The 21,729-nt window shown below is 73.1% G+C and carries 18 protein-coding genes and 1 tRNA gene; 8 read left to right on the forward strand and 11 right to left on the reverse strand.

Annotated features, from left to right (window positions below; genetic code table 11):
• Positions 1-180 precede the first annotated feature (180 nt).
• From FHL80_RS00650 to FHL80_RS00665, 4 genes are all read left to right on the forward strand, one after another.
• Positions 181-687, forward strand: a complete 507-nt coding sequence (locus FHL80_RS00650) for a MerR family transcriptional regulator (protein ID WP_138731545.1) — start codon at positions 181-183, stop codon at positions 685-687.
• Between the two features lie 360 nt (positions 688-1,047).
• Positions 1,048-4,662, forward strand: coding sequence for a MobF family relaxase (mobF, locus tag FHL80_RS00655; RefSeq protein WP_138731546.1), 3,615 nt, complete (start codon positions 1,048-1,050; stop codon positions 4,660-4,662).
• 159 nt (positions 4,663-4,821) lie between these two features.
• Positions 4,822-5,031, forward strand: coding sequence for a helix-turn-helix domain-containing protein (locus FHL80_RS00660; protein ID WP_138731547.1), 210 nt, complete (start codon positions 4,822-4,824; stop codon positions 5,029-5,031).
• A gap of 82 nt (positions 5,032-5,113) precedes the next feature.
• A complete protein-coding gene (locus FHL80_RS00665) occupies positions 5,114-5,395 on the forward strand; it encodes a hypothetical protein (protein WP_246078359.1) in 282 nt (93 codons plus the stop codon).
• 193 nt (positions 5,396-5,588) lie between these two features.
• Here the strand turns inward: FHL80_RS00665 and FHL80_RS00670 are convergent, their stop codons facing one another.
• A complete protein-coding gene (locus FHL80_RS00670; RefSeq protein ID WP_246078360.1) occupies positions 5,589-6,500 on the reverse strand; it encodes a tyrosine-type recombinase/integrase in 912 nt (303 codons plus the stop codon).
• A gap of 121 nt (positions 6,501-6,621) precedes the next feature.
• A tRNA-Ile gene (locus FHL80_RS00675) sits at positions 6,622-6,698 on the reverse strand.
• A 121-nt stretch (positions 6,699-6,819) separates the two neighbouring features.
• On the opposite strand from FHL80_RS00675, the gene FHL80_RS00680 reads away from it, so the two are divergent.
• Positions 6,820-7,506 carry a DUF3145 domain-containing protein gene (locus FHL80_RS00680; RefSeq protein WP_246078361.1) on the forward strand — a complete coding sequence of 229 codons (687 nt, stop codon included), beginning with the start codon at positions 6,820-6,822 and terminating at the stop codon, positions 7,504-7,506.
• Between the two features lie 85 nt (positions 7,507-7,591).
• On the opposite strand, the gene FHL80_RS00685 is transcribed toward FHL80_RS00680, so the two are convergent.
• The 6 genes from FHL80_RS00685 to FHL80_RS00710 all read right to left on the reverse strand — a co-directional run bounded on the left by FHL80_RS00685 (position 7,592) and on the right by FHL80_RS00710 (position 14,259).
• Entirely contained in the window at positions 7,592-9,007 is a 1,416-nt protein-coding gene (locus FHL80_RS00685) for an acyl-CoA carboxylase subunit beta (RefSeq protein WP_138731548.1), read from the reverse strand.
• Positions 9,008-9,053: 46 nt separating this feature from the next.
• Positions 9,054-10,292 carry a beta-ketoacyl-[acyl-carrier-protein] synthase family protein gene (locus tag FHL80_RS00690; protein ID WP_138731549.1) on the reverse strand — a complete coding sequence of 413 codons (1,239 nt, stop codon included), beginning with the start codon at positions 10,290-10,292 and terminating at the stop codon, positions 9,054-9,056.
• Positions 10,293-10,406: 114 nt separating this feature from the next.
• Positions 10,407-10,649 carry an acyl carrier protein gene (locus FHL80_RS00695; RefSeq protein WP_026845377.1) on the reverse strand — a complete coding sequence of 81 codons (243 nt, stop codon included), beginning with the start codon at positions 10,647-10,649 and terminating at the stop codon, positions 10,407-10,409.
• A gap of 102 nt (positions 10,650-10,751) precedes the next feature.
• Positions 10,752-11,720 (reverse strand): beta-ketoacyl-ACP synthase III, encoded by a 969-nt coding sequence (locus tag FHL80_RS00700; protein ID WP_138731550.1) that lies wholly within the window; start codon positions 11,718-11,720, stop codon positions 10,752-10,754.
• Positions 11,717-12,916 carry an acyltransferase domain-containing protein gene (locus tag FHL80_RS00705; protein WP_138731551.1) on the reverse strand — a complete coding sequence of 400 codons (1,200 nt, stop codon included), beginning with the start codon at positions 12,914-12,916 and terminating at the stop codon, positions 11,717-11,719. Before FHL80_RS00705 ends, FHL80_RS00700 begins: the two co-directional genes overlap by 4 nt.
• A 161-nt stretch (positions 12,917-13,077) precedes the next feature.
• Positions 13,078-14,259 (reverse strand): PucR family transcriptional regulator, encoded by a 1,182-nt coding sequence (locus tag FHL80_RS00710; protein ID WP_138731552.1) that lies wholly within the window; start codon positions 14,257-14,259, stop codon positions 13,078-13,080.
• A 44-nt stretch (positions 14,260-14,303) separates the two neighbouring features.
• On the opposite strand from FHL80_RS00710, the gene FHL80_RS00715 reads away from it, so the two are divergent.
• Positions 14,304-14,999, forward strand: a complete 696-nt coding sequence (locus FHL80_RS00715; RefSeq protein WP_138731553.1) for a phosphatase PAP2 family protein — start codon at positions 14,304-14,306, stop codon at positions 14,997-14,999.
• Positions 14,996-15,526, forward strand: coding sequence for a pirin family protein (locus tag FHL80_RS00720; protein WP_246078363.1), 531 nt, complete (start codon positions 14,996-14,998; stop codon positions 15,524-15,526). Before FHL80_RS00715 ends, FHL80_RS00720 begins: the two co-directional genes overlap by 4 nt.
• A gap of 13 nt (positions 15,527-15,539) precedes the next feature.
• On the opposite strand, the gene FHL80_RS00725 is transcribed toward FHL80_RS00720, so the two are convergent.
• Positions 15,540-16,154 carry a maleylpyruvate isomerase N-terminal domain-containing protein gene (locus FHL80_RS00725; RefSeq protein WP_138731554.1) on the reverse strand — a complete coding sequence of 205 codons (615 nt, stop codon included), beginning with the start codon at positions 16,152-16,154 and terminating at the stop codon, positions 15,540-15,542.
• Between the two features lie 62 nt (positions 16,155-16,216).
• On the opposite strand from FHL80_RS00725, the gene FHL80_RS00730 reads away from it, so the two are divergent.
• On the forward strand, positions 16,217-17,425 hold the full coding sequence (locus tag FHL80_RS00730; RefSeq protein ID WP_138731555.1) for a M20 metallopeptidase family protein: 1,209 nt from the start codon (positions 16,217-16,219) through the stop codon (positions 17,423-17,425).
• A gap of 106 nt (positions 17,426-17,531) precedes the next feature.
• On the opposite strand, the gene FHL80_RS00735 is transcribed toward FHL80_RS00730, so the two are convergent.
• Positions 17,532-17,951: a hypothetical protein gene (locus FHL80_RS00735; protein WP_138731556.1), complete on the reverse strand. Its 420-nt coding sequence runs from the start codon at positions 17,949-17,951 to the stop codon at positions 17,532-17,534.
• 813 nt (positions 17,952-18,764) lie between these two features.
• Positions 18,765-21,578: a pyruvate dehydrogenase (acetyl-transferring), homodimeric type gene (gene aceE / locus FHL80_RS00740; RefSeq protein WP_138731557.1), complete on the reverse strand. Its 2,814-nt coding sequence runs from the start codon at positions 21,576-21,578 to the stop codon at positions 18,765-18,767.
• Between the last annotated feature and the right edge of the window lie 151 nt (positions 21,579-21,729).

Raw genomic sequence — 21,729 nt, forward strand, 5'->3', positions numbered from 1 at the left:
TGATCATCGCGAGTTGAGTGCGGTTGCGCGGGCGCCAGGACTGCGAGCCGCTCGCGGGGCCGGTGAAGACCCTGGCCACGGTCGCGGCGCTCACTCGCGAGGGTGCCGACGCCTGCTGCTCCTGATCCGTCATGGAGGTGCTTGACCTTGGACTTGGGTCCAAGGTGCAGGCTGGTTTGCATGACGACGACGGCCGAGCGCGGACTCCGGATCGCGGAACTGGCGCGGGCGGTCGGCGTACCGAGGGACACGGTCCGCTACTACGAGCGCGTCGGGCTGCTGCCCCCGCCGAAGCGGACGCCGGGGGGCTACCGGGACTACGACGTGGGCGCTGTCGACCGGCTGCAGTTCATCCAGGGTTCGCAGCGGCTGGGACTGCGACTGGTCGACATCGGCCACCTGCTCGCCGTCCGGGACACCGGACGATGCCCGTGTGAGCCGGCGGGGGAACTGCTCCGCCGTCGTCTGGCCGACGTCGACGCCCAGCTCGCCCGCCTCACCGCCCTGCGCGCGGAGATGGCCGCCATGGCCGCCGCCTTACCGCAGGCCGAGTGCCCCGACCCCACGCCCGGCACGTGGTGCCCACCGGAGGAGAGGGAGGTGATTGCCCATGTTCGAGCTGACATGTCCCTGCGACCCGGACTGGACCGACTGCGAGTGCAGCAACGGTTGCTGCTGAGCGAGTAGCTCCGACTCCGTGTCGAGAACGGCCATCGTCGGGACGGTGACCGACAGGTCAGGGATGGCCGTCCCTGCCGGTCGGATCGGAGCAATCGCGACACATAGCAACGTCAACACATGACGCCGGGTACTCGACGAAGCATGCCTGGCGCCTGACGCTATAAACGTCGGCATCGTCCAACAGCTCGGTCGGGGCCATTCCGCAGATAAACGACGCTCCATCAACCAGCCAGTTCCAACACTTGAATCAGAACGGCACGCATGCTACCAATGGAGGTAGCTCGAGCCCCGCTTTGCGGGGCTCTTCGTCGTTGTTGGGGTGACATGTTGGCCATTGTTGGGCGGCGTTGACGAATGCACGGCGGGATGAAGGTGTACGCGGGTGCACCTGCCGCTGCCCGCCACTATGTCGAGTCCGGGCGCGGCCGGGCCGATGACTACTACTTGACCGAGGGGACCGATGTTGCTCGCCGCTTCACCGCAGCCGGCGGGCGGGTGGAGGAACTCGCGCCGCTGACCGGGGACGGCTACGAGGCGTGGGTCGCGGGGGTGGATCCCGAGACTGCGGCGCCGTGGGGGCGGCTGCGGGAGGACGACCGGGCGGTGCGGTTCGTCGAGGTGGTGGTCAACGGCCCGAAGTCGTGGTCCCTGGCAGCAGCGCTGCACCCGGACATCGCCGAGGCATACGACGCGGCACAGGATCGCGCCGCCGAGCAGATTGTCGGCTGGCTCGGCGAGCACGCCACCACTCGGGTCGGGCCCCGAGGCGGACAGGTGCAGGTGCCCGTCGAAGCTCTGCACGCGGTGACGGTGCGGCACTGCACCTCCCGTGCGGGAGACCCCCATCGACATCTGCACCTGCAGATCAACGCCCGAGTGTTCGCAGCCGGGAAATGGCGCGGGCTGCACACCGTCGGCGTCCGGGATTCGCTGGCCGCGATCAACGGGATCGGCCATGCAGCGGTCGCCACCGACCCACATCTCCGGGCCGCACTCGCGGCCCATGGATACGCCTTGGATGGTTCCGGAGAAATACTGCAGCTTGCCGAGTACGTGGGCCCGTTCAGTGCCCGCACCGTGCAGATTGCGCGAAACATGGGACATTATGAACGGGAATGGAGGCAGGTGAACCCTGGCGAACAACCCGGCCCGGCGTTGCACCGGAGATGGGACGCGCGTGCGTGGGCCGAGGACCGCCCCGACAAGGGGCGCCGGCGACCGGCGGCGAACGTCACCGCCCGGTGGCTCGCTGAGCTCAGGGCCCTTGGATATCGCGACCGCGACATCGCGATGGCATTGACGCCGGCTCCGATCGGCGGGCTGGACCGCGACGCCGTGGCGCAGGACGTCCTCACCAGGTTGGCGGTGTCCAGGTCGGCCTGGAACGCCGCCGACATCCGCGGTGAGGTCGAGCAGACTGTCGCCGGGCAGGGCATCGTCGCCGACGCCGCCGTCCGCATCGAGCTGGCCGAGGACCTAACCGCCCGGTCCCTGGACCGCTGCGTGCCGCTGCTCCTCCAGGCCGGCGTGCTTCCCGCTGTGCCCGATCACATCCGTGCCTGGACGTCTCAGCCGGTGCTCGATGTGGAGGCCGAGCTGACTGACCGGCTCGCGGCCCGCACCCTCTCCCGCGAGACCGACACCGCCGGTATCCGGCCGGCGGTTCTGCCCGCCCAGCGGCTGGACGCCGATCAGGCGGACGCGGTCACCGCGCTCGCCGGCGGAAAGCCGCTGGTCGTGATCGAGGGCGCGGCCGGCGCCGGCAAAACCACCACCCTCGCGGCCACCCGGCGTCTGCTCGAGGAGCAGGGCCGCGGCCTGATCGTTGTGACTCCGACGCTGAAAGCCGCGAAGGTGGCCCGGGCGGAGGTGGGCACAGCCGCGGGCTCGGTGGCGTGGCTGGTGTTCCAGCACGGCTGGCGTTGGACCGAGGACGGCACCTGGACCCGCCTCGCCGCCGGCGAGGCCGACCCGGTCACCGGCGCTCTCTACGCCGGACCGGGGGCCAGCGCGCGCCTGTGCCGCGGGGATCTGCTCGTGGTCGATGAGGCCGGCATGCTTGACCAGGACACTGCCCGCGCCCTGCTCACCGTCGCCGACGAGTGCCAGGTGCGCCTCGCGCTACTCGGTGACCGGCATCAGCTGGCCGCGGTCGGCCGCGGCGGCGTCCTCGACCTCGCCGCCCGCGCCGTCGATCCGACCGCCCACCTGACACTGGAGACGGTGCACCGCTTCACCCGAACCGAGGGCACCGGCGTCACCCTTCCGGACCGCGAGTACGCGGACCTGACCCGGGCCATGCGCACCGGGGAGGATGCGGGCGCGGTGTTCGACGCCCTGCTCGCGCGCGGCCAGGTCCGGCTGCATGCTGCCCAGGGCGCGCTGACCGAGGCGTTGGCCGGCACGGCAGCCGCCTCCTACGCCGAAGGCGTGCGCGTGGCGGTGGTGGTGGACACCCGCGAGCAGGTCGCCGAACTCAACGCTGCGATTCGCGAACGGCTGGTCACCGCCGGCCGCATCCAGGACAGCACAGTCGTGACCACGCGCGCCGGGCAGCGGATCGGCGTGGGGGACTGGATCACCACCCGCCGCAACGACCGTGACCTGGACGTCGCGAATCGTGACACCTGGACCGTCGGCGGGGTCGGCGGTGACGGAGAACTCGTTGTCACCCCCGTCGATGTCACCCCGACCGCCCGTGGTCGGGGAAGTGTCACCCCGGCCGCGGCACGACAGCGGGTGCTGCCGGCGGGGTACGTCACCGCGCAGGTTGAGCTGGCCTATGCCAGTACCGCTCACGGCGTCCAGGGGGACACCGTCCCGGCAGCGCACGTGGTGATCGGCGAGCGCACCGGCGCCGCGTCTGCCTACGTCGGGATGACCCGCGGCCGCCAGAAGAACACCGCCCACCTGGTCGCTGCCGACGTCGCGGATGCCCGGGAGCAGTGGATCGCCGTGTTCGCCCGTGACCGGGCCGACCTCGGCCCCGCGCATGCCGCCGAACTCGCCGCGCGGGAGGCCGCCCGGTACGTCCCCACCCGACCGCTCGAGCAGGTCCTCGCCGACCTGCACGAAGCGTGGACGGCTGAGCAACACGCCGAGCTCCGGCTTGCCATCACCCAGCCGCTGCGCGACCGGCTGCGGCAGCTCGTGGAACTCGGCGGGAACCCCGTCCAACGTTTGGAAGGCCGACTCGCACGAGAACGGCAGGCGGGGCGGAACGTCGACCACGCCGACCGGCAGGTGCGCGCGGTCGAGGTGATCTTGCGTGGCGACGCCGACCGCATTCGCCAGCAGCTCATCGACGCCTGGGACGGTCAACGCGACGGCGCCTCCCAGGCAGCGGCGGTGGTGCTCCAAGGAGCCGGCCGGTTGGGGCAGCGGCGGCGGGCGGTTACCCGGGCCGGCGAGGAGCTCACCGAGTGGGCCGACATCTGGCGGCCCTACCTCCCCGACCTGCCCGCTGACCCTCGGGCGATCGCCGAGCATGCCGATTCGTTCGATGACCGCGCAGCACTGTGGAGGGCATTTGACGACGCCGCCCGCCGAGGCGCAGAGGGGGCCCATCCTGAGCAAGCCGCCCTGCGCAGCGCCGCGGCCACCGCCCGGAACGCCCACGCGCGAGCCACGCGGGCCCGCGGTGAGGGCCGACGCGAGCGGGACGAGATGGTTGCCCGCTTTGGCCGGGTGGCCCACACGCCGGATCCGGCCGCAAAGCTGGTTGAAGTCGACCGGGAGATCACCGCCGCCGGCTGCGACCTGGCCGCAACCCGGGCACGCATCGAGCACCTCACGGGCGAGCCTGCCTTCCGCGGCCAGCCGCCGGACCGGATCGTGCGAGAGCGCGACGCCTGGCGGGCACGCCGCGACGCCGACCGCAACCGCGACCGGCATTCTCCGGGCACCCCGCGGCCGCCCGACCCGTACGTGCTCGACCGCTCCCGGTCCGCCGGCCGTTCCGGCCCCGGCCTCGGGAGATGACCGTGACGCGGTCGCCCCGGAGGCGAGGGCTCGGGCCGGTGCTGGAGGAGGACAGAAGGCAATGCCAGAAGCTTCGCGGTCGGTGACAGGAGCCGGTCCGAAATCGCGCCTTCTGGGAGTGCAAGGGCCATCCACACCCGACAAGACCCGGAGCCAGTCATGCCCGAACCGGTCACCGGCCACGAGAGCGAACTGCTCACCATCACCGAAGCAGCCGACCTCCTGCGCACCCCGGTGGCCACCCTTCGGTACTGGGGGCATCGCAACATCGGCCCGCACAGCTTCCGGCTCGGCCGCCGCGTGCTCTACCGCCGCGACGACCTCCAGAGGTGGATCGACGCGAAAGCAGGCCAGATCCGTGTGCGCTGAAGAAGTCCCTCCGCGACGGCGGCGCGGAGGTCACACGGGCGACCCCGATGCGGTCGGGCGGGGAGAACGTGCCGCGCCGGCGGTGTCCTCCCCGGCTCGGCGGGCGCTGCAGGCCCGGATGGCGGCCCACGCGCTGCACGCCGGGACCCCGGACGCGGCTGCCCACACCGCACCTGCCCGGGCGGCGTTCCTGGGGCGGTTCGAACGCGAGGTCGACCCGGACGGGGTTCTTGATCCGCGCGAGCGGAACCGTCGCGCCGAGCACGCCCGCAAGACCTACTTCCTCCGGCTGGCCCTGGCATCGGCCCATGCCCGGGAAGCCCGCCGGGGCCGCGGCGGGCCGAACCCAGCCGGGAATCGGTAGCAGGCCCGGGGGAGACGCCCCGTTCCGTAGGTCCCCGGACTGCGCCCGGTTCGGCCGATGGGGCAGGCCGCGGACGGCGGCCTGCGCCGATCACATGGGCCACGTCCTCGGTGACGTCCTCGGTGAGGTCTTCGGTGACGTCGAGGTCAGCGACGGTTGGTGCAGGCCCCGCTCAGCGCCGCGCGGTCATGGTTCACAACCGGTCGCCCAGGGCAGCGCGGTGGAATGCGGCGCGGGCGCGTTCATCGGCGGCGCTGGCGGCGTACCGGCCGACCATCTCCCGGGACCGCCAGCCGGCCAGCCGCATGAGGTCTTGCTCCTGGCCGCCGGAGGCGAGCCAGGTGTGGGCGTAGGTGTGCCGGAAGCGGTGCGGGTGGACGTCGTGCACCCCGGCCTCGGCCGCCCGTCGTTCGAGCATCTGCCGGACACCGGAGTCGGTGACGCGCCCCTTCTTGCCCAGCCACAGCGCATCGGTGGCGGCCTGCGGGTGCTGAGCGCGGGCCCGGAGGTAGCGGCGGAGGGCGTCGGCGGTCTTCGTGCCGTAGGGAACGGCGCGGCCGCGTCTGCCCTTGCCCATCACGATGGCCACGCTCTGCTCGCTGTCCAGGTCGCTGACGGCGAGGCCGGCCAGCTCCCCGGCGCGCATGCCGGTGTCGATGAGCATGCGAAGCATGGCGGTGTCCCGGCGGTTCTCAAAGGTGTTGCCGCGGGCGGCGTCGAGCAGGGCGCGCAGTTCGTCGTCGGTGAGGATGTCGACCGGCTGCTCGGGCACGGCGGGCGGGCGCATGCGTTCCATCGGGGAGTGGCCGATCTCGCCGTCCTCGACCAGCCAGCGGAACAGTTGTTGCAGCGAGCGGTAGTGCTTGGCCACGGTGGCTGGGGAGACCCGGTCGGACAGAGCAGCGAGGAAGGCCTCGATGTGCTCGCGGGCGATGCCGGCCGCGCTGGAGGGCATGCCCGCCTCGTGCAGCCAGACCTGCAGGTTGTCGCCGACCTTGAGGTAGCTGGCGATCGTGGACGGCGCGACGTTGCGGGCGCGCAGGTGCGTGCGCCAATCGGGCAATAGGACCGACAGATCATCGATCGGCGGGGTGATCTGGGGCACAGATGCACCGCTCAGAGCAGCCGCGCCACCCCGGATCCGCGTCTGCGTCATGGTTCACATGATGGCACAATACCCGTCTGTTGGAGCGCTGTGCGGGATCCAGTACCCGCGTATTGCCTGGTGGTGGGGCGGGTGGGGCTCGAACCCACGACCCAGGGATTATGAGTCCCATGCTCTGACCGGCTGAGCTACCGCCCCAGGGCGTCACGCTAGCGTTCACGGCAGACGGCCCGGCGAGGTGCCCTCCGCCTACGACCGGTGGACGATCCTGGTCACTTGTGTCCACGTGTCGCGCTCAAGATCACGCTGACCTGCCTTGATGATCGCCACGGTGGACCCACCCGTCTCCGGGCGTCTCATCGTTACCAGTCAGCACTGGCGCGGGAAGGTCACGATCCGGCAAACTGTCCCCGTCGCTCTGAGAGCCGACGCGGTACGACTGCAGTTCATCGCACGACAGGTCCGTTGGGGAAGACGGAGTCAGTCGAGTCGATGGAGGTGCACCGTGCAGCGACGGTCAGCCCAGGGTGTCGTCTTCGTGCACGCGTGCCCGAAGGCTCTCTGCCAGCATGTCGAATGGGCGCTCGAGCGCGTCGTCGGCACGCCGGTTTCCTTGGCATGGGGTGAGCAGCCCGTGACCCATGGGTCCTACCGTGCCGAGGTGGCCTGGACCGGTGCCCCGGGGACCGGGGCCAAGCTCGTGGCGGCCCTCAAGCAGTGGCCGATGCTGCGCTTCGAGGTCACCGAGGAAGCCAGCCAGGGCAACGACGGCGAGCGCATGTCCTACGTGCCCGGCTACGGCGTGCACCGCTCCTCGATCAGCGCGAACGGCGACCTGATCGTCAACGAGCAGCAGCTGCGCCACCTCGCGGCGACCGCGAACTCCGTCGAGGCCTTCCGCCACGGGGTCGACGACCTCCTCGGCGCCGCCTGGGACGCCGACCTCGAGGCCTACCGCCACGCCGGCGACGGCACCCAGGTCACCTGGCTCCACCAGGTCGTCTGACGAAGGACCCTGCTGCCCCCGCGCAGCAGGGCCGATGACGGCACGGGCCCGGCACCTCTGCGCGAGGTGCCGGGCCGCCGTCGTGTCAGAGGGGGATGTTGCCGTGCGCCCCGCGGCCGGACGGCGCCGCCGCCAGGGCGGCCACCAGCCGGCGCTTGGTGTCGGTCGGCGCGACCACGTCGTCCACGACGCCGATCTCCCGCGCCCGGTTGACGCCGCCGGCGATCCGCTCGTGCTCGGCGGCCAGCTGCGCGTGCAGCGCCTCGCGCTCGCCGGGCTGGGCGGCGGCGAGCTTCTTGCGGTGCAGGATCCCGACCGCTGCCTTGGCGCCCATGACGGCCACCTCGGCGCCCGGCCAGGCGAACACCGCGGTGGCGCCCAGCGAGCGGGCGTTCATCGCGATGTAGGCCCCGCCGTAGGACTTGCGGGTCACCAGGGTCACCCGCGGCACGACCGCCTCGGCGAAGGCGTGCAGCAGCTTCGCGCCGCGGCGCACGACGCCGTCCCACTCCTGGCCGACGCCGGGCAGGTAGCCGGGGACGTCGACCAGCACGACCAGCGGCACGCCGAACGCGTCGCACATCCGCACGAACCGCGCCGCCTTCTCCGCCGACGCGGAGTCCAGGCAGCCACCGAGCCGCAGCGGGTTGTTGGCGATCACCCCGACGGTGCGGCCGGCCAGCCGGCCCAGCGTGGTGATGACGTTCGGGGCGAACCGCGGGTGCAGCTCCAGCCCCGGACCGTCGAGCAGCGCAGCGACCACCGGCTTCACGTCGTAGGCCCGGTTGCGCTGCTCGGGCATCAGCGCCATCAGGTCGACCGCGGGCTCTCCCTCAGCAGCGGCGAAGGTGCCCTGCGCGGCGAGCAGGTCGACCGCCGTCCGGGCCGTCTCCAGCGCCTCGGCCTCGGTGCCGGTGACCACGTGCACGACACCGGACCGCCGGCCGTGCGTGTCCGGCCCGCCGAGCTGCTCCTGGTCGACGACCTCACCGGTCACCGAGCGGACGACGTCCGGCCCGGTGACGAAGACCCGGCCCGCCGGGCCCATGATCACCAGGTCGGTCAGCGCCGGGCCGTAGGCCGCGCCACCGGCGGCCGCGCCGAGCACGACGGAGATCTGCGGCACCCGGCCCGACGCCCGCACCATCGCGGCGAAGACCTCACCGACCGCGTGCAGCGCGGTGACGCCCTCGGCCAGCCGCGCCCCGCCGGAGTGCCAGATGCCGACGACCGGCACCCGCTCACGCAGCCCGGCGTCGATCGCGTCGACGATGTGCTGGCAGCCGTCGACGCCCATCGCGCCGCCCATGATCGTGGCGTCGGTGCAGTAGGCGATCACCGGCGACCCGGCCACCGTCCCCCGTGCCGCCAGCACGCCGGAGGTGTCCCGGGGGGCGAGCGCCTGCATCGACCCGGGGTCGAAGAACCGGGTGAGCCGGTCCTCGGGGTCCCGCGGGTCGATGGTCGCGGCGGGCGGCGGCGCGGCGGAGACGGTGGTCATGAGCAGCTCCTCGGAGCGCGAGTCGGGGGGCAGCCGGATCCCGTCGTCACGCCGTCGTGAACACCAGGGCCATGTTGTGGCCGCCGAAGCCGAACGAGTCGTTCAGCGCGGCGGAGAAGGTCGCCTTCCGCGCCTCGCGGCGGACGATGTCGAGCGCCTGGACGGCGGCACCGTCGTCGGGGTCCTCCAGGTTCGCCGTCGCCGGCACGAGCTGGTCGCGCAGCGCGAGGATGGTGAACACCGACTCCAGCGCGCCGGCCGCGCCGAGCAGGTGGCCGGTCTGGCTCTTGGTGGCGGTGACCAGCGTGTGCTCGCCGATCGCGTCCCGGATGGCGGTGGCCTCGGCGAGGTCGCCCAGCGGCGTCGACGTGGCGTGCGCGTTGACGTGCCCGATGTCGGCCGGGGTCAGCCCGGCGTCGCGGATCGCGGCGCCGATGGCCCGGGCCGCGCCCTCGCCCTCCGGGTGGGGGGCGACCAGGTCGTAGCCGTCGGACGTCGCGCCGGCGCCGGCCAGCCGGGCGTAGACGGTGGCGCCCCGGGCGGCGGCCGCGTCGGCGCGCTCGAGCACCAGGGCGGCGGCGCCCTCGCCGAGGATGAAGCCGTCGCGGCCCTTGTCGAACGGTCGCGAGGCGCGCTCGGGCTCGTCGTTGCGGGTGCTCATCGCGCGCATGGCGGCGAACCCGGCCATCGGCAGCGGGTGCACGCAGGCCTCGGTGCCGCCGACGACGACCATGTCGGCCCGGTCGAATCGGAGCAGGTCCAGGCCCCAGCGGATCGCCTCGGCGCCGGAGGCGCAGGCGCTGACCGGGGCGTGCACCCCGGCGCGGGCGCCGACGGCCAGACCCACGGCGGCCGCCGGGCCGTTGGGCATGAGCATCGGGATGGTGAAGGGGGAGACGCGCTTGGGGCCCTTGCTCTCCAGGACGTCGTCCTGGCCGAGCAGCGTCAGTGCGCCACCGATGCCGGTGCCGAACACGACGGCGAGCCGCAGCGGGTCGATGCCCGAGTCGGCGCCGTCAGCGTCCTTCCAGGCCTCCTCCGCGGCCACGACCGCGACCTGCTGGCTGCGGTCGAGCCGGCGGACGCGGACGCGGTCCAGCTGCTCGGCCGGTTCGTCGGTCAGCCGGGCGACGAGCTGGGCGGGGAACTCCTTGGCCCAGTCGTCGGTGATCCGGCTGACCCCGGACCGCCCGGCCAGCAGCGCCTCCCAGGTGGTGGCGACGTCACCACCGAGTGGCGTGGTGGCACCGAGCCCGGTGACGACGACGTCGGTGGGCGTGCTCATGGTCTTTCCTCCTGGGACTGGCTGGCCGGACGGCCGGGGAACGTGACGTGCGGGGTTGGCCGCCCTTCAGGGGCCCGCGCCGAGCTTGCGAGGCGTGGGGGGAAGGGTGGTCCTTTACTGGTTCTTCTCGATGAAGGAGATCGCGTCGCCGACGGTCTTGATGTTGGCCAGCTCGTCGTCCGGGATCGCGACGCCGAACTTGTCCTCGACGGCGGTGGCGATCTCGACCATCGACAGCGAGTCGACGTCGAGGTCGTCGGTGAACGACTTCTCCGGGGTGGCGTCGGCGGGGGTCACGCCGGCCACCTCCTCCAGGATCTCGCCGAGGCCGGCCTGGATGTCTGCGGTGCTGGGCACGCGGGGTCCTCTCTACGAAGTGGGTGACGCCGGACCGGGAGCGGTCCGCCGCCGTCGTCCGGGACGGGTGTCCCGGCAGTCGTGGGGGTCAGGGCAGCCGACTCACGGCAGCCGCAGCACCTGGCCGGCGAAGGTGAGCCCCGCGCCGTAGCCGAGCACCAGGGCCAGGTCACCGGACTTGGCCTCGCCGGACTCCAGCAGCGCGGTGAGCGCCAGCGGCACGGAGGCGGCCGAGGTGTTGCCGGACTGCACGATGTCGCGGGCGACGACGGTGTCCTCGTCGAAGCCGAGCTTCTTGACCATCGACTCGATGATCCGCAGGTTGGCCTGGTGCGGGGCGAAGACGTCGATGTCGGCGGCGGTGACGCCGGCCTTGTCCATCGCCTCGGTGAGCGTCTCGGTGAGCTTGGTCGTCGCCCAGCGGTAGACCGCCTGGCCGGCCATGGTCATCGTCGACCGCCCGGCGGCGATCTCGATCGCGGTGTACTGGTCGCCGTCACTGCCCCAGGCGACCGGGCCGACGCCCGGCTCGTCGGAGGGGCCGAGGACGGCGGCGCCCGCGCCGTCGGCGAAGATCACCGCGGTGGTCCGGTCGGTCATGTCGGTGACGTCGGTCAGCCGCTCCACCCCGACCACCAGCACGTTGCGCGCGTCGCCGCTGCGGATGGCGTCGGAGGCCATGCCGAGGGCGTAGCAGAACCCGGCGCACCCGGCGTTCAGGTCGAACGCGCCAGGGCGGGGGATGCCCAGCCGGTGCGCGACCTGCGGCCCGATGCCCGGGATCGGCGCGCGCAGGCTGGCGCTGGCCAGGATGACCAGGTCGACCTCGTCCGGACCCAGCCCGCTCGCCGCCAGGGCCTTGCCGCCGGCCGCGCAGGCCATCTCGACCAGCGTCTCGTCCTCCGACGCCCACCGGCGCTCGGCGATGCCGACCCGGGTCTGGATCCACTCGTCGTTGGTGTCCATCGTCTCGGCGAGCTCGTCGTTGGTCACCCGACGACGAGGCCGGTAGGCCCCGAGGCCGAGGATCTGCGCGCCGGGTGAGCCCGGCCGCATCTTGATGCTGGTCACGAGACCTCCGGGTAGAGACGGGCGATGGGGTCGCCGGCGTCGACGAGGTCGCCGTCCTGGACCAGCCACTCGGCGAGGACGCCGTCGTAGCCGGCCGAGACCTTGACCTCCTCGCGGCGGCTGCGGACGCAGCCGAGCGGGGAACCGGCCGGCAGGTGGGTGCCCTCGGGCACCTCGGCGGGGCTGACCGTGCCGCGGACCGGGGACACGACGACCCGCCAGTCGGGGGCGTGCTCGCCCTCCGCACGGCTCCGCTCCGCGGAGATCAGCTCGCGGGCCCGGTCGAGGTCGGCCGGGCCGGTGAGCGCCAGCACCTCGATGCCGGTGCCCTTCCACTCCCGCTTGGCGAGGCCGGCGAGCGCGCCGGCCGGGGGGAGCTCCAGGACGGCGGTGACCCCGAGGTCGCGCAGGGTGGCCAGGCAGGCGTCGAAGCGCACCGGGCTTGTGACCTGGCTGACCAGCCGGGAGACCACCTCCGCGCCGTCGACGACGGCCGCACCGTCGGCGTTGGACAGCAGCAGCCGGCTGGGGTCGGCCGGGCGCAGGCCGCCGACCAGACCCTCGAGCTCCTCGCGGGCCGAGGACATGTAGGAGGTGTGGAAGGCGCCGGCCACCGACAGCGGCACGATCCGCGCCTTGGCCGGCGGGTCGGCCTTGAGCGCGTCCAGTGCCTCCAGGGCGCCGGCCGCGACGACCTGCCCGCCGCCGTTGCGGTTGGCTGGGACGAGCCCGTGCCGTTCGATGACGGCGAGCACCTCGTCGAGGTCCCCGCCGATGACGGCGGACATGCCGGTCGGCGTCTGCGCGCAGGACCGGGCCATCGCCCGGCCGCGCACCGCGGTCAGCGCGATCGCCGCCTCGACGGAGAGGACGCCGGCCAGCGCGGCGGCGGTGAGCTCGCCGACGCTGTGCCCGGTGATGACGACGTCGCGGCCGGCCTGGGGCGTGTGCACCACCGGACCGGGCATGCCACCGAGCTCGCGGGCGATGAACAGGCTCATCGCGACGACGAGCGGCTGGGTGACCGCGGTGTCCTTGATGGCGTCGGCATCACCGGTCGTGCCGAGCGTCAGCAGGTCGGCGTCGGCGATCGCACCGGCCCAGCGGAAGAACGACTCGGCACCGGGGAGGTCGAGCCACTCGGTGAGCATCCCGGGCTTCTGGGCACCCTGTCCGGGGGCGAGGACGGCAAGCACCTGTCCACCGTGCCAGGCGGAGGGTGTTCCGCGGGATGGGGTGACCCACGAACAACACAGGGGTGTTCTTGGAGGATCCCTCCAAAAGGCGGCCCGGCAACTCGACCTGGGACCGCGTGTCGGTGGCGGAGACCACAACTGCGGGGCACCGGAGGTGGCCGTCAGTGCCAGAGCGAGTGGTCGCCCTCCAGCTGCCCGAGGGCCAGCGCGAGCTGCAGCGTCCAGGCCCCGCGGGGGTCGGTGGCCGAGCACCCGGTCAGCTCCGCCGCCCGCTTGAGCCGGTACCGGACGGTGTTGGTGTGCACGAACAGCGCCCGTGCGGTGGCCTCCAGGTTGCCGCCGTTGCCCAGCACGGTGCGCACCGTCTCCAGCAGCTCGGGGCCCGCGGACTGCAGCGGCATCGCCACCTGCTCGGCCAGCGCGGCGCGGGCCAGCGGGTCGCCGTCGAGGGCGCGCTCGGGCAGCAGGTCCTCGGCCGCCACGGGTCGCGGCGCCTCGGGCCAGGCGGCGGCGGCGTGCAGGCCGGCCAGGGCGGCGGAGGCGGACTCCCCGGCGTGCGCGAGGGAGTCCACCCGCGGGCCGACGACGACGGGACCGGCGCCGAACTCCCGGCAGACCCGGGAGGTGACCGCGGTGAGGTCGGGCCCGCCACCGAGGACGACGACCAGCTCGTCGGCGTGCACGCCGACCAGCACCTCGCAGCCCATCGAGCGCGCGGCCCGGCGGACGGCGGTGCTCGAGTCCTGCTCACCCGGGGGAGCGGAGCCGACGACCACCACCACCGGCTCGGTGTCCGCCCAGCCCAGCGCGGCGGCCCGGCCGGGCAGTTCCTCGGCGCGGTCGCCGCGCACCAGCGCGTCCACGACGAGGGCCTCCAGCCGTGCGTCCCAGGCGCCGCGGTTCTCGGCGTAGCTGGCGTAGACGTGCGCGACGGCGAAGGCGATCTCCCGGCTGAACTGCAGCACGGTCAGCTGCAGCCGCTCGACGTCCCCGGGCTCGGCGACCTGCTCGACCCGGTCCTCGACCACCTCGACGGTCACCTTGATCAGGTCGACCGACCGGCGGAGCGGGACGGCGTGCATCAGCTCGCGGGGTGCGGCGCCGAACACCTCGCCGGTCAGCCGGGGCGGTCGGCCCGGGTTGCGGCACCACTCCACCAGCGAGGCGATGCCGGCCTGGGCGACGATGGTGACCCAGGAGCGCTGCGCGGCCGGCATGGCGCGGAACCAGGAGAGCTCCTCGTCCATCCGGGCCACCGCCTGGGTGGCCAGCGCGCCGGAGGCCCGCTCCAGCCGGCGCAGCGTCGCCTCCGACGGCTGGGTGGTCCCGCGCGCTGCCTGCACGGCTCCAGCGTGTCACGGCGCGCATCGTCGGGGATCGTGGAGCGGTGCACACCGCTCATCCGGGTCAGACCCGCCACCGCGCGGCCTCCGTCGTCCCGGCCCGGCTGGCGGTGGCCGGGTCCGTGGTCGTGTTCGCCGTGCTCGCCTGGGCGGTGATGGTCGACTTTGCGCCGGTGCTGGCCGCCGACCGGCGGGTGGCCGCCGCGCTCTACGCGGGCGACGGCCGGTCCCGGTGGGTCGAGTTGCTGCTCGAGGTCGCCACCGCACCCGGGCTCTCGGCCAGCCGCGCGGTCGTGCTGCTCCCCGTCCTGGTCTGGCTGGTGCTGCGCCGCGCCTGGTGGACGGCGGCCTGGGTGTTCGTCGCCGCGGCCGGGGTCGGCCCGCTGACCACGCTGCTCAAGGACGCGTTGGGCCGACTGCGACCGCAGTTCGCCGGGGGCGGCGCCGGCTACGCGTCCTTCGGCTTCCCCAGCGGTCACTCCTCCGGGATCGTCACGCTGGTGACCATCCTGCTGGTCGTGGCCTGGCCGCTGCTGGCGTTACCCGCCCGGCGGGCCTGGCTGGCGCTGGGGGTGGCGCTGGTGCTGCTGGTCGGGCTCACCCGGATGTGGCTGGGCGTGCACTACCTCTCCGACGTGCTCGGCGGCTGGGCGCTGGGCCTGGGGTGGACGTTGCTGGTTGCGCTGGTCCTCGGTGCCCTGCCCGGGCACCGCGCCGCGCTGAGCCGGGAGACGACGTGACGGTGCTGGACTCGCGCGTGTTGCTCGCCCCGGACGACGGGTCGCTGGGGCCGCTGCTGCGGCTGGCCGACGACCGGCTCGGTCCGGGCGCCGGGTACGGGCGGCACCCGCACGCCGCCGTCGACGTCGTGGCGGTGGTGCTGGACGGCTCGCTCCGGCACGCGTGGGGGCGGGAGGCGGTGCTCGGGCCGGGGGACGTCGCGGTGCTGCGGGCCGGCCGGGGCCTCGAGCACGACGAGGTGGCCGGCGCCGGGGGAGCGCACGCCCTGCAGACCTACCTGCGGTCGGCCGAACCGGCCGGCCAGCCCGCGCACGACGTGCTGCTGCGGCCGACCGGCTGGGTGGACCTCGGCCGCGCCGACGCCCGGCTGTGGACCGGCGCAGCGGGGCCCGACGTGCCACCCGGGCTGCGCGTCGTCGTCCGGGACGGGAACGTCTCGACAGCCGTCGGCGAGGGGCCGGTCCCGGGTGGGGCCTTCGTCTGCGTGTGGCAGCTGGACGCCGCGCGGCCCGCCTGGGCCGGGTGAGGTGCCTGCCGCGTCAGAGGACCGAGAAGCCCGACGCGGGTCCGGGTCGGCCGGTCGCCAGCAGCAGCAGCTCCCCGGCCCGTCCGCCGGTGACCGCGAGGTCGGCGACCAGCGCGAGGGCCTGCGCTGCCGGCCGCGCGGGGACGTCCAGCGGTGCCGACAGCGCCCGGGCCAAGTCCAGGGTGTGCACCACGAGCTCGAACGTCCGGGTCGGCAGGTAGTCCACCAGCCGCATGCCACCGGCGATCGTCGTCAGCAGCTCGCTGCCGTCCCGGGTGTCGAGCAGCGCGAGGACGCGCTCGGCGATCTCGGCCACCGCCGCGGCAGGTGCCGGGCCGAGGGCGGCTCCGGCCTCCCGCCCGCGCGCTGCGACGGCAGCCGGGTCGCCGGTGGCCGAGATAGCGGAGAAGTAGTCGACGGCGGAGGCGACCTCGACGGTCGCGGCCGGACGGGCGAGATAGGTCTCGACGGTCAGGAGGGCCCGGCTGGTGTGGCCGACCAGCGCGCGGACGTCCCACTCGCCGAGGCCGGGCTCGCCCCACCGGTCGTCCACCAGCGACACCGTGCGGAGGAAGGACCCCGCGGCGTCGGAGAACGCCGTACGGGCGTCGTCCCAGCTCACGACCATGCGCGGGAGCCTAGCCGTGCTCGGCCGCCCCCGATCCTGAGCGTTGCTACAGACTGGGCGGCATGCCCGCAGACACCACCGCCGCTGACCTGCTCGCCGCCGCCCACGCCGACGCCGCCCGCACCGTCGACCTCCGCCGTCGCCTGCACCGGCAGCCCGAGATCGGCCTGCACCTGCCGAGGACCCAGGCGATCGTGCTCGAGGCGTTCGCCGACCTGCCGATCGAGGTGACCACCGGCTCCAGCACCAGCTCGGTGGTCGGCGTCCTCCGCGGCGCCCGCCCGGGCCCGACCTACCTGCTGCGCGGGGACATGGACGCGCTGCCGGTGCACGAGGACACCGGCCTGGACTTCGCCTCCGAGGTGCCCGGCGTGATGCACGCGTGCGGTCACGACACCCACGTCGCGATGCTGCTGGGCGCTGCCCGGTTGCTCAGCGAGCGCCGCGACGCCCTCGCCGGCCAGGTCGTGTTCATGGTGCAGCCGGGCGAGGAGGGCTACCACGGTGCGCGGTTCATGCTGGAGGAAGGGTTGCTCGACGCCGTCCCGGAGGCGCCGGTGAGCGGCGCGTTCGCGCTGCACATCTCGACCATGTGGCGCAGCGGCACGATCAACGTCCGGCCCGGCCCGATGATGGCCTCCGCGGATCAGTGGACGATCACCGTGCACGGCCGCGGTGGGCACGCCTCGACGCCGCACCTGGCCGCCGACCCGGTGCCGGTGGCCGCCGAGATCATCCTGGCGCTGCAGTCGATGGTCACCCGGCGCACCGACGTCTTCGACCCGGCCGTGGTGACCGTGGGCCACCTCGAGGCGGGTCACACCGACAACGTGATCCCGGAGACCGCGCTGGTGCACGGCACGATCCGCACCCTGTCACCGGAGCGGCGGGCCGACGTCCTGGCCTCGGTGCAGCGGGTCGGTGAGCACGTGGCGCTGGCTCACGACATGACCGCGCAGTTCGTCCACGTCGAGGGTTACCCGGTGACCGTCAACGACGCCGACGTCGCCGCGCAGGTGACGGCGACGGCCGCGGCGCTGCTCGGGGAGCAGGCCAGCGCCGTCATGCCGGTGCCGCTGATGGGCGCCGAGGACTTCTCCTACGTGCTCGAGAGGGTCCCCGGCGCGATGGCGTTCCTGGGCGCCTGCCCGCCGGAGCTGGACCCGGCGACCGCGCCGGGCAACCACTCCAACCACGTCCGCTTCGACGAGGACGCCCTGCCCAGCGGCGTGGCGCTGTACGCCCGGATGGCGCTCGACGCCCTCACCTGAGCGGGGCGGCCTGGGCAGTGATCAGGTCACCTGATCACTGCCCGTCCTCCCGCGCCAACGCAGGTGCGGGAGGACGGCCGTTGGTGCGGGAGGATGTGCGGCGGGATCAGCCGGCGGCAGCTCTCGGGGTGATCCGGGTGCCGCTGTTGTACAGCTGCGTCCGGTAGCGCGGGGCCGATGGGCGGCCGCGGTCGAGCAGGCTCCGCAGGCGAGCGACCTTCTCGGAAGGGCGCAGGCGGACGTCGTCGGGGGTGATGCGGACCCCGTGCAGATCCAGGTCGAGCAGGTCGTCGTGCCGACGCTTCTCCTCCCGGAGCGCATCCGCCGGCGAGCGACCCCGCCACGGGTCGGTGTACTTGACCATGCCGTCGCACTCGGCGAAGACCCCGTGGTGGGGCCAGTACATGTCCAGGACGGCGACCAGCCGGGAACCGAGGAAGACCGCCTGCTGGAGCAGGGGTTCGGGCAGTCCGGCCTCGAGCAGCGCCAGCCGCGTCCTGGTCTCGTGCGGGGAATGTGCCCCCACCCGAGCGAGGGAGACGGCGCGAGCGGCACCCCGCAGCCGACCCAGTGCGTCTGCGCCAGCGCGGCGGCCGTCAACTCGGGCAGCGTCGTCCGGCCGTCGGCGAGAGCGTCGTCCACCGCCACGACGGCGTCGACGAGCTGCCATTCGCGGCCGACGTCGGCCAGGGTCCGGGGGAGGGTGGTGAGCGGCAGGCCACGCTGTTCCACGACGTCCCGGGCGGGGGTCGTGGCGGCGCTGATCCGGTAGCCCCGTCCGACGCGGAACTGCTCGGGATCGGTGAGTCGGACCTCGGTGGTCAGGCCGTGGGGGAGGACGAGCTCGTGCAGGCGCGCGGCCGAGCCGTGGCTGATCACCACCGAGTTCCGCTCGAGCCGGCGCAGCACGGCTGCGCACTCCAGTCGGTGGACGCGCCCCTCCCGGTCGTGCTGGCGCCAGACCTCGCCGGTCGTGTAGACGCCGTACCGGATGTGGTGCCAGGCGCCAGAGCGCAGGAGCGGTCCGATCTCCTTCTTGTGGACGCCGGCGGCCAACGCGTCAGCAGTGGCGAAGACGCCGGCGTGGCGGGTCATGGCACTGCTCAGGGAGGGCTCCACGCCGCCACCGTCGCGGGGACTGCGGGGGCGCGGAAGAGCGCCGGGAGAACTGTGGACGCCGGCGCAGGCTGGGGACGGTCGGCGCACCGTGCCGTGCTGGGACGGCATCGGCGTCCCGCCTGGCGTCGTCCTACCGCACCAAAGGCCGTCCCCCCGCACCAACGTCGGTGCGGGGGGACGGACGGTGATCAGGTGACCTGATCGAAGCCGGGCAACGGCGTCAGGCCTCCGGCTGCTGCTCCGGGGTGGTGGTGGTGTCCTCCGGAGCCGCCTGCACGTCGCCGATCTGGTACTTCTCGACGGCCTGCCGGACGACGTCCCGCTCGATCTCGCCACGGGTGGCCAGCGCGGCCAGGGTCCGGACGACGATCGACTCGGCGTCCACCCGGAAGTGCCGCCGCAGCGCCGGGCGGGTGTCGGACAACCCGAACCCGTCGGTGCCCAGCGACACGATGCCGCCCGGGACGAACGGCGCCAGCAGGTCCGGCACCGCCTTCATCCAGTCCGACACCGCCACGACCGGGCCGGGGGCGTCGGCCAGCTGCTGGGTGACGAAGGGGACCTGCGGCTCCTCGGCCGGGTTGAGCAGGTTCCACTCGTCGACCTGCACCGCCTGGCGGCGCAGCTCGTTCCACGAGGTGACCGACCAGACGTCGGCCGACACCCCCCAGTCGTCGGCCAGCAGCTGCTGTGCCCGCAGCGCCCACGGCACGGCGACACCCGAGGCCAGCACCTGGGCCTTGGTCCTGTTCTCCACCTGGGGCCCCTCGGCGTAGCGGTACATGCCCGCCAGCAGCCCGGTGACGTCGAGGCCCTCGGGCTCGGCCGGCTGGGGGTAGGGCTCGTTGTAGACCGTCAGGTAGTACATGACGTTCGGGTCGCGGTGCCCGCCCAGCGGAGCGCCCGGGTCCTCGCCGTACATCCGGCGCAGGGCGTCCTTGACGATGTGCCCGAGCTCGTAGGAGAACGCCGGGTCGTAGGAGACAACGGCCGGGTTGGTCTCCGCCAGCAGCAGCGAGTGCCCGTCCTCGTGCTGCAGGCCCTCGCCGTTGAGGGTGGTGCGCCCCGCGGTCGCGCCGAGCAGGAAGCCGCGGGTCATCTGGTCACCGGCGGCCCAGAACTCGTCACCGGTGCGCTGGAACCCGAACATCGAGTAGAAGATGTAGATCGGGATCATGGCCTCGCCGTGCGTGGCGTACGACGTGCCGGCGGCGATGAACGACGCCGAGGAGCCGGCCTCGTTGATCCCCTCGTGCAGGATCTGCCCGGTGGTGGACTCCTTGTAGGCCAGCATCAGCTCGCGGTCGACCGACGTGTAGTTCTGGCCGTGCGGGTTGTAGATCTTCTTCGTCGGGAAGAGCGAGTCCAGGCCGAAGGTGCGGGCCTCGTCGGGGATGACCGGGACAAAGCGGGGGCCGAGCTCGGGGTCCTTGATGAGCTCCTTGAGCAGCCGGACGAACGCCATGGTGGTGGCGACCTCCTGCTTGCCCGAGCCCCGCCGGACGACCTCGAAGGCCTTGTCGTCGGGTGCCTTGAGCGGGGCCGCGGTGTGCCGGCGCCGCGGTACTGCCCCACCGAGCTGACGACGCCGCTCGAGCATGTACTGCATCTCGTCGGAGTCCTCGGCCGGCTTGTAGTACGGCGGCAGGGTCTTGTCGAGCTGCTCGTCCGGGATCGGCAGGTAGAGCCGGTCGCGGAAGTTGGCGAGGTCCTCCGCCGTCAGCTTCTTCATCTGGTGGGTGGAGTTGCGGCCCTCGAAGTGGCTGCCCAGGGTCCAGCCCTTGATGGTCTTGGCCAGGATGACCGTCGGCTGGCCCTTGTGCTCCAGCGCGGCCTTGTAGGCGGCGTAGACCTTGCGGTAGTCGTGCCCGCCGCGCTGCAGGTCCCAGACCTCCTTGTCGCTGAGGCCCTCGACCAGCTTGCGGGTACGCGGGTCCCGGCCGAAGAAGTGCTCGCGGACGTAGGCGCCGTCCTCGGCCTTGTAGGTCTGGTAGTCGCCGTCCGGCGTGGTGTTCATCAGGTTGACCAGCGCGCCGTCGCGGTCGGCGGCCAGCAGCTTGTCCCAGCCGCGGCCCCACACCACCTTGATGACGTTCCAGCCGGCGCCGCGGAAGACCGACTCCAGCTCCTGGATGATCTTGCCGTTGCCGCGGACCGGCCCGTCGAGCCGCTGCAGGTTGCAGTTGATGACGAACGTGAGGTTGTCCAGCTCCTCCCGCGCGGCCAGGCCGATCGGGCCGAGCGACTCGGGCTCGTCGGTCTCGCCGTCGCCGAGAAACGCCCACACGTGCTGGTCGGAGGTGTCGGCGATGCCGCGGTCGTGCAGGTAGCGGTTGAACCGCGCCTGGTAGATCGCGTTCATCGGGCCGAGGCCCATCGAGACGGTGGGGAACTCCCAGAAGTCCGGCATCAGCCGGGGGTGCGGGTAGGAGGACAGCCCGCCGCCGGGGTGGCTGACCTCCTGGCGGAACCCGTCGAGCTGGTTCTCGTCGAGCCGGCCCTCGAGGTAGGCGCGGGCGTAGACGCCGGGGGAGGCGTGGCCCTGGAAGTAGATCTGGTCGCCACCGCTGGGGTGGTCCTTGCCCTTGAAGAAGTGGTTGAAGCCCACCTCGTAGAGCGACGCGGACGACGCGTAGGAGGAGATGTGGCCGCCGACGCCGATCCCCGGCCGCTGTGCGCGGTGGACCATGATCGCGGCGTTCCACCGGATGTAGGCGCGGATCCGCCGTTCGACGTCCTCGTCGCCGGGGAACCACGGCTCCCGCTCCGGCGGGATCGTGTTGATGTAGTCGGTGCTGCGCAGGGCGGGGACGCCGACCTGCTGCTCACGACTGCGCTCGATCATGCGGAGCATGAGGTAGCGCGCGCGACCACGGCCGGCGTGGTCGACGACCGCGTCCAGCGAGTCCAGCCACTCCTGGGTCTCGTCGGGGTCGGTGTCCGGGAGTTGGCTGGACCGCCCGTCGGTGATGACCGCGCGAGGGGTTCCTGCGTTGCGGGCGGGGTCTCCGTCCGACTGCTGCGGTGCGCTCATGCCTCCATCGTCTCCTGTCAGAGCGGTCGGCGTCACGCCTGGCCCGCTGGAGGTCCCGCAGGACGGGACGACGGCGCGGCCGGAGACTGGCCATCGGGCCTTGCGCCTGCCCTGTGATGCCCTACGCTCCGCTCCAACGGTGGCCCCGGAG

The organism is Modestobacter excelsi, from assembly GCF_005930495.1.
In the GTDB taxonomy this organism is placed as follows: Bacteria; Actinomycetota; Actinomycetes; order Mycobacteriales; family Geodermatophilaceae; genus Modestobacter; species Modestobacter excelsi.

Excerpts from the sequence above, each read along its gene's own strand:
- FHL80_RS00690 (WP_138731549.1), bottom strand. The coding sequence starts at position 10,292 with ATGAGCACGCCCACCGACGTCGTCGTCACCGGGCTCGGTGCCACCACG.
- FHL80_RS00725 (WP_138731554.1), bottom strand. The coding sequence starts at position 16,154 with ATGGTCGTGAGCTGGGACGACGCCCGTACGGCGTTCTCCGACGCCGCG.
- FHL80_RS00680 (WP_246078361.1), top strand. The coding sequence starts at position 6,820 with ATGATCGCCACGGTGGACCCACCCGTCTCCGGGCGTCTCATCGTTACC.
- FHL80_RS00650 (WP_138731545.1), top strand. The coding sequence starts at position 181 with ATGACGACGACGGCCGAGCGCGGACTCCGGATCGCGGAACTGGCGCGG.
- mobF (WP_138731546.1), top strand. The coding sequence starts at position 1,048 with ATGAAGGTGTACGCGGGTGCACCTGCCGCTGCCCGCCACTATGTCGAG.
- FHL80_RS00660 (WP_138731547.1), top strand. The coding sequence starts at position 4,822 with ATGCCCGAACCGGTCACCGGCCACGAGAGCGAACTGCTCACCATCACC.
- FHL80_RS00685 (WP_138731548.1), bottom strand. The coding sequence starts at position 9,007 with ATGACCACCGTCTCCGCCGCGCCGCCGCCCGCCGCGACCATCGACCCG.
- aceE (WP_138731557.1), bottom strand. The coding sequence starts at position 21,578 with ATGAGCGCACCGCAGCAGTCGGACGGAGACCCCGCCCGCAACGCAGGA.
- FHL80_RS00730 (WP_138731555.1), top strand. The coding sequence starts at position 16,217 with ATGCCCGCAGACACCACCGCCGCTGACCTGCTCGCCGCCGCCCACGCC.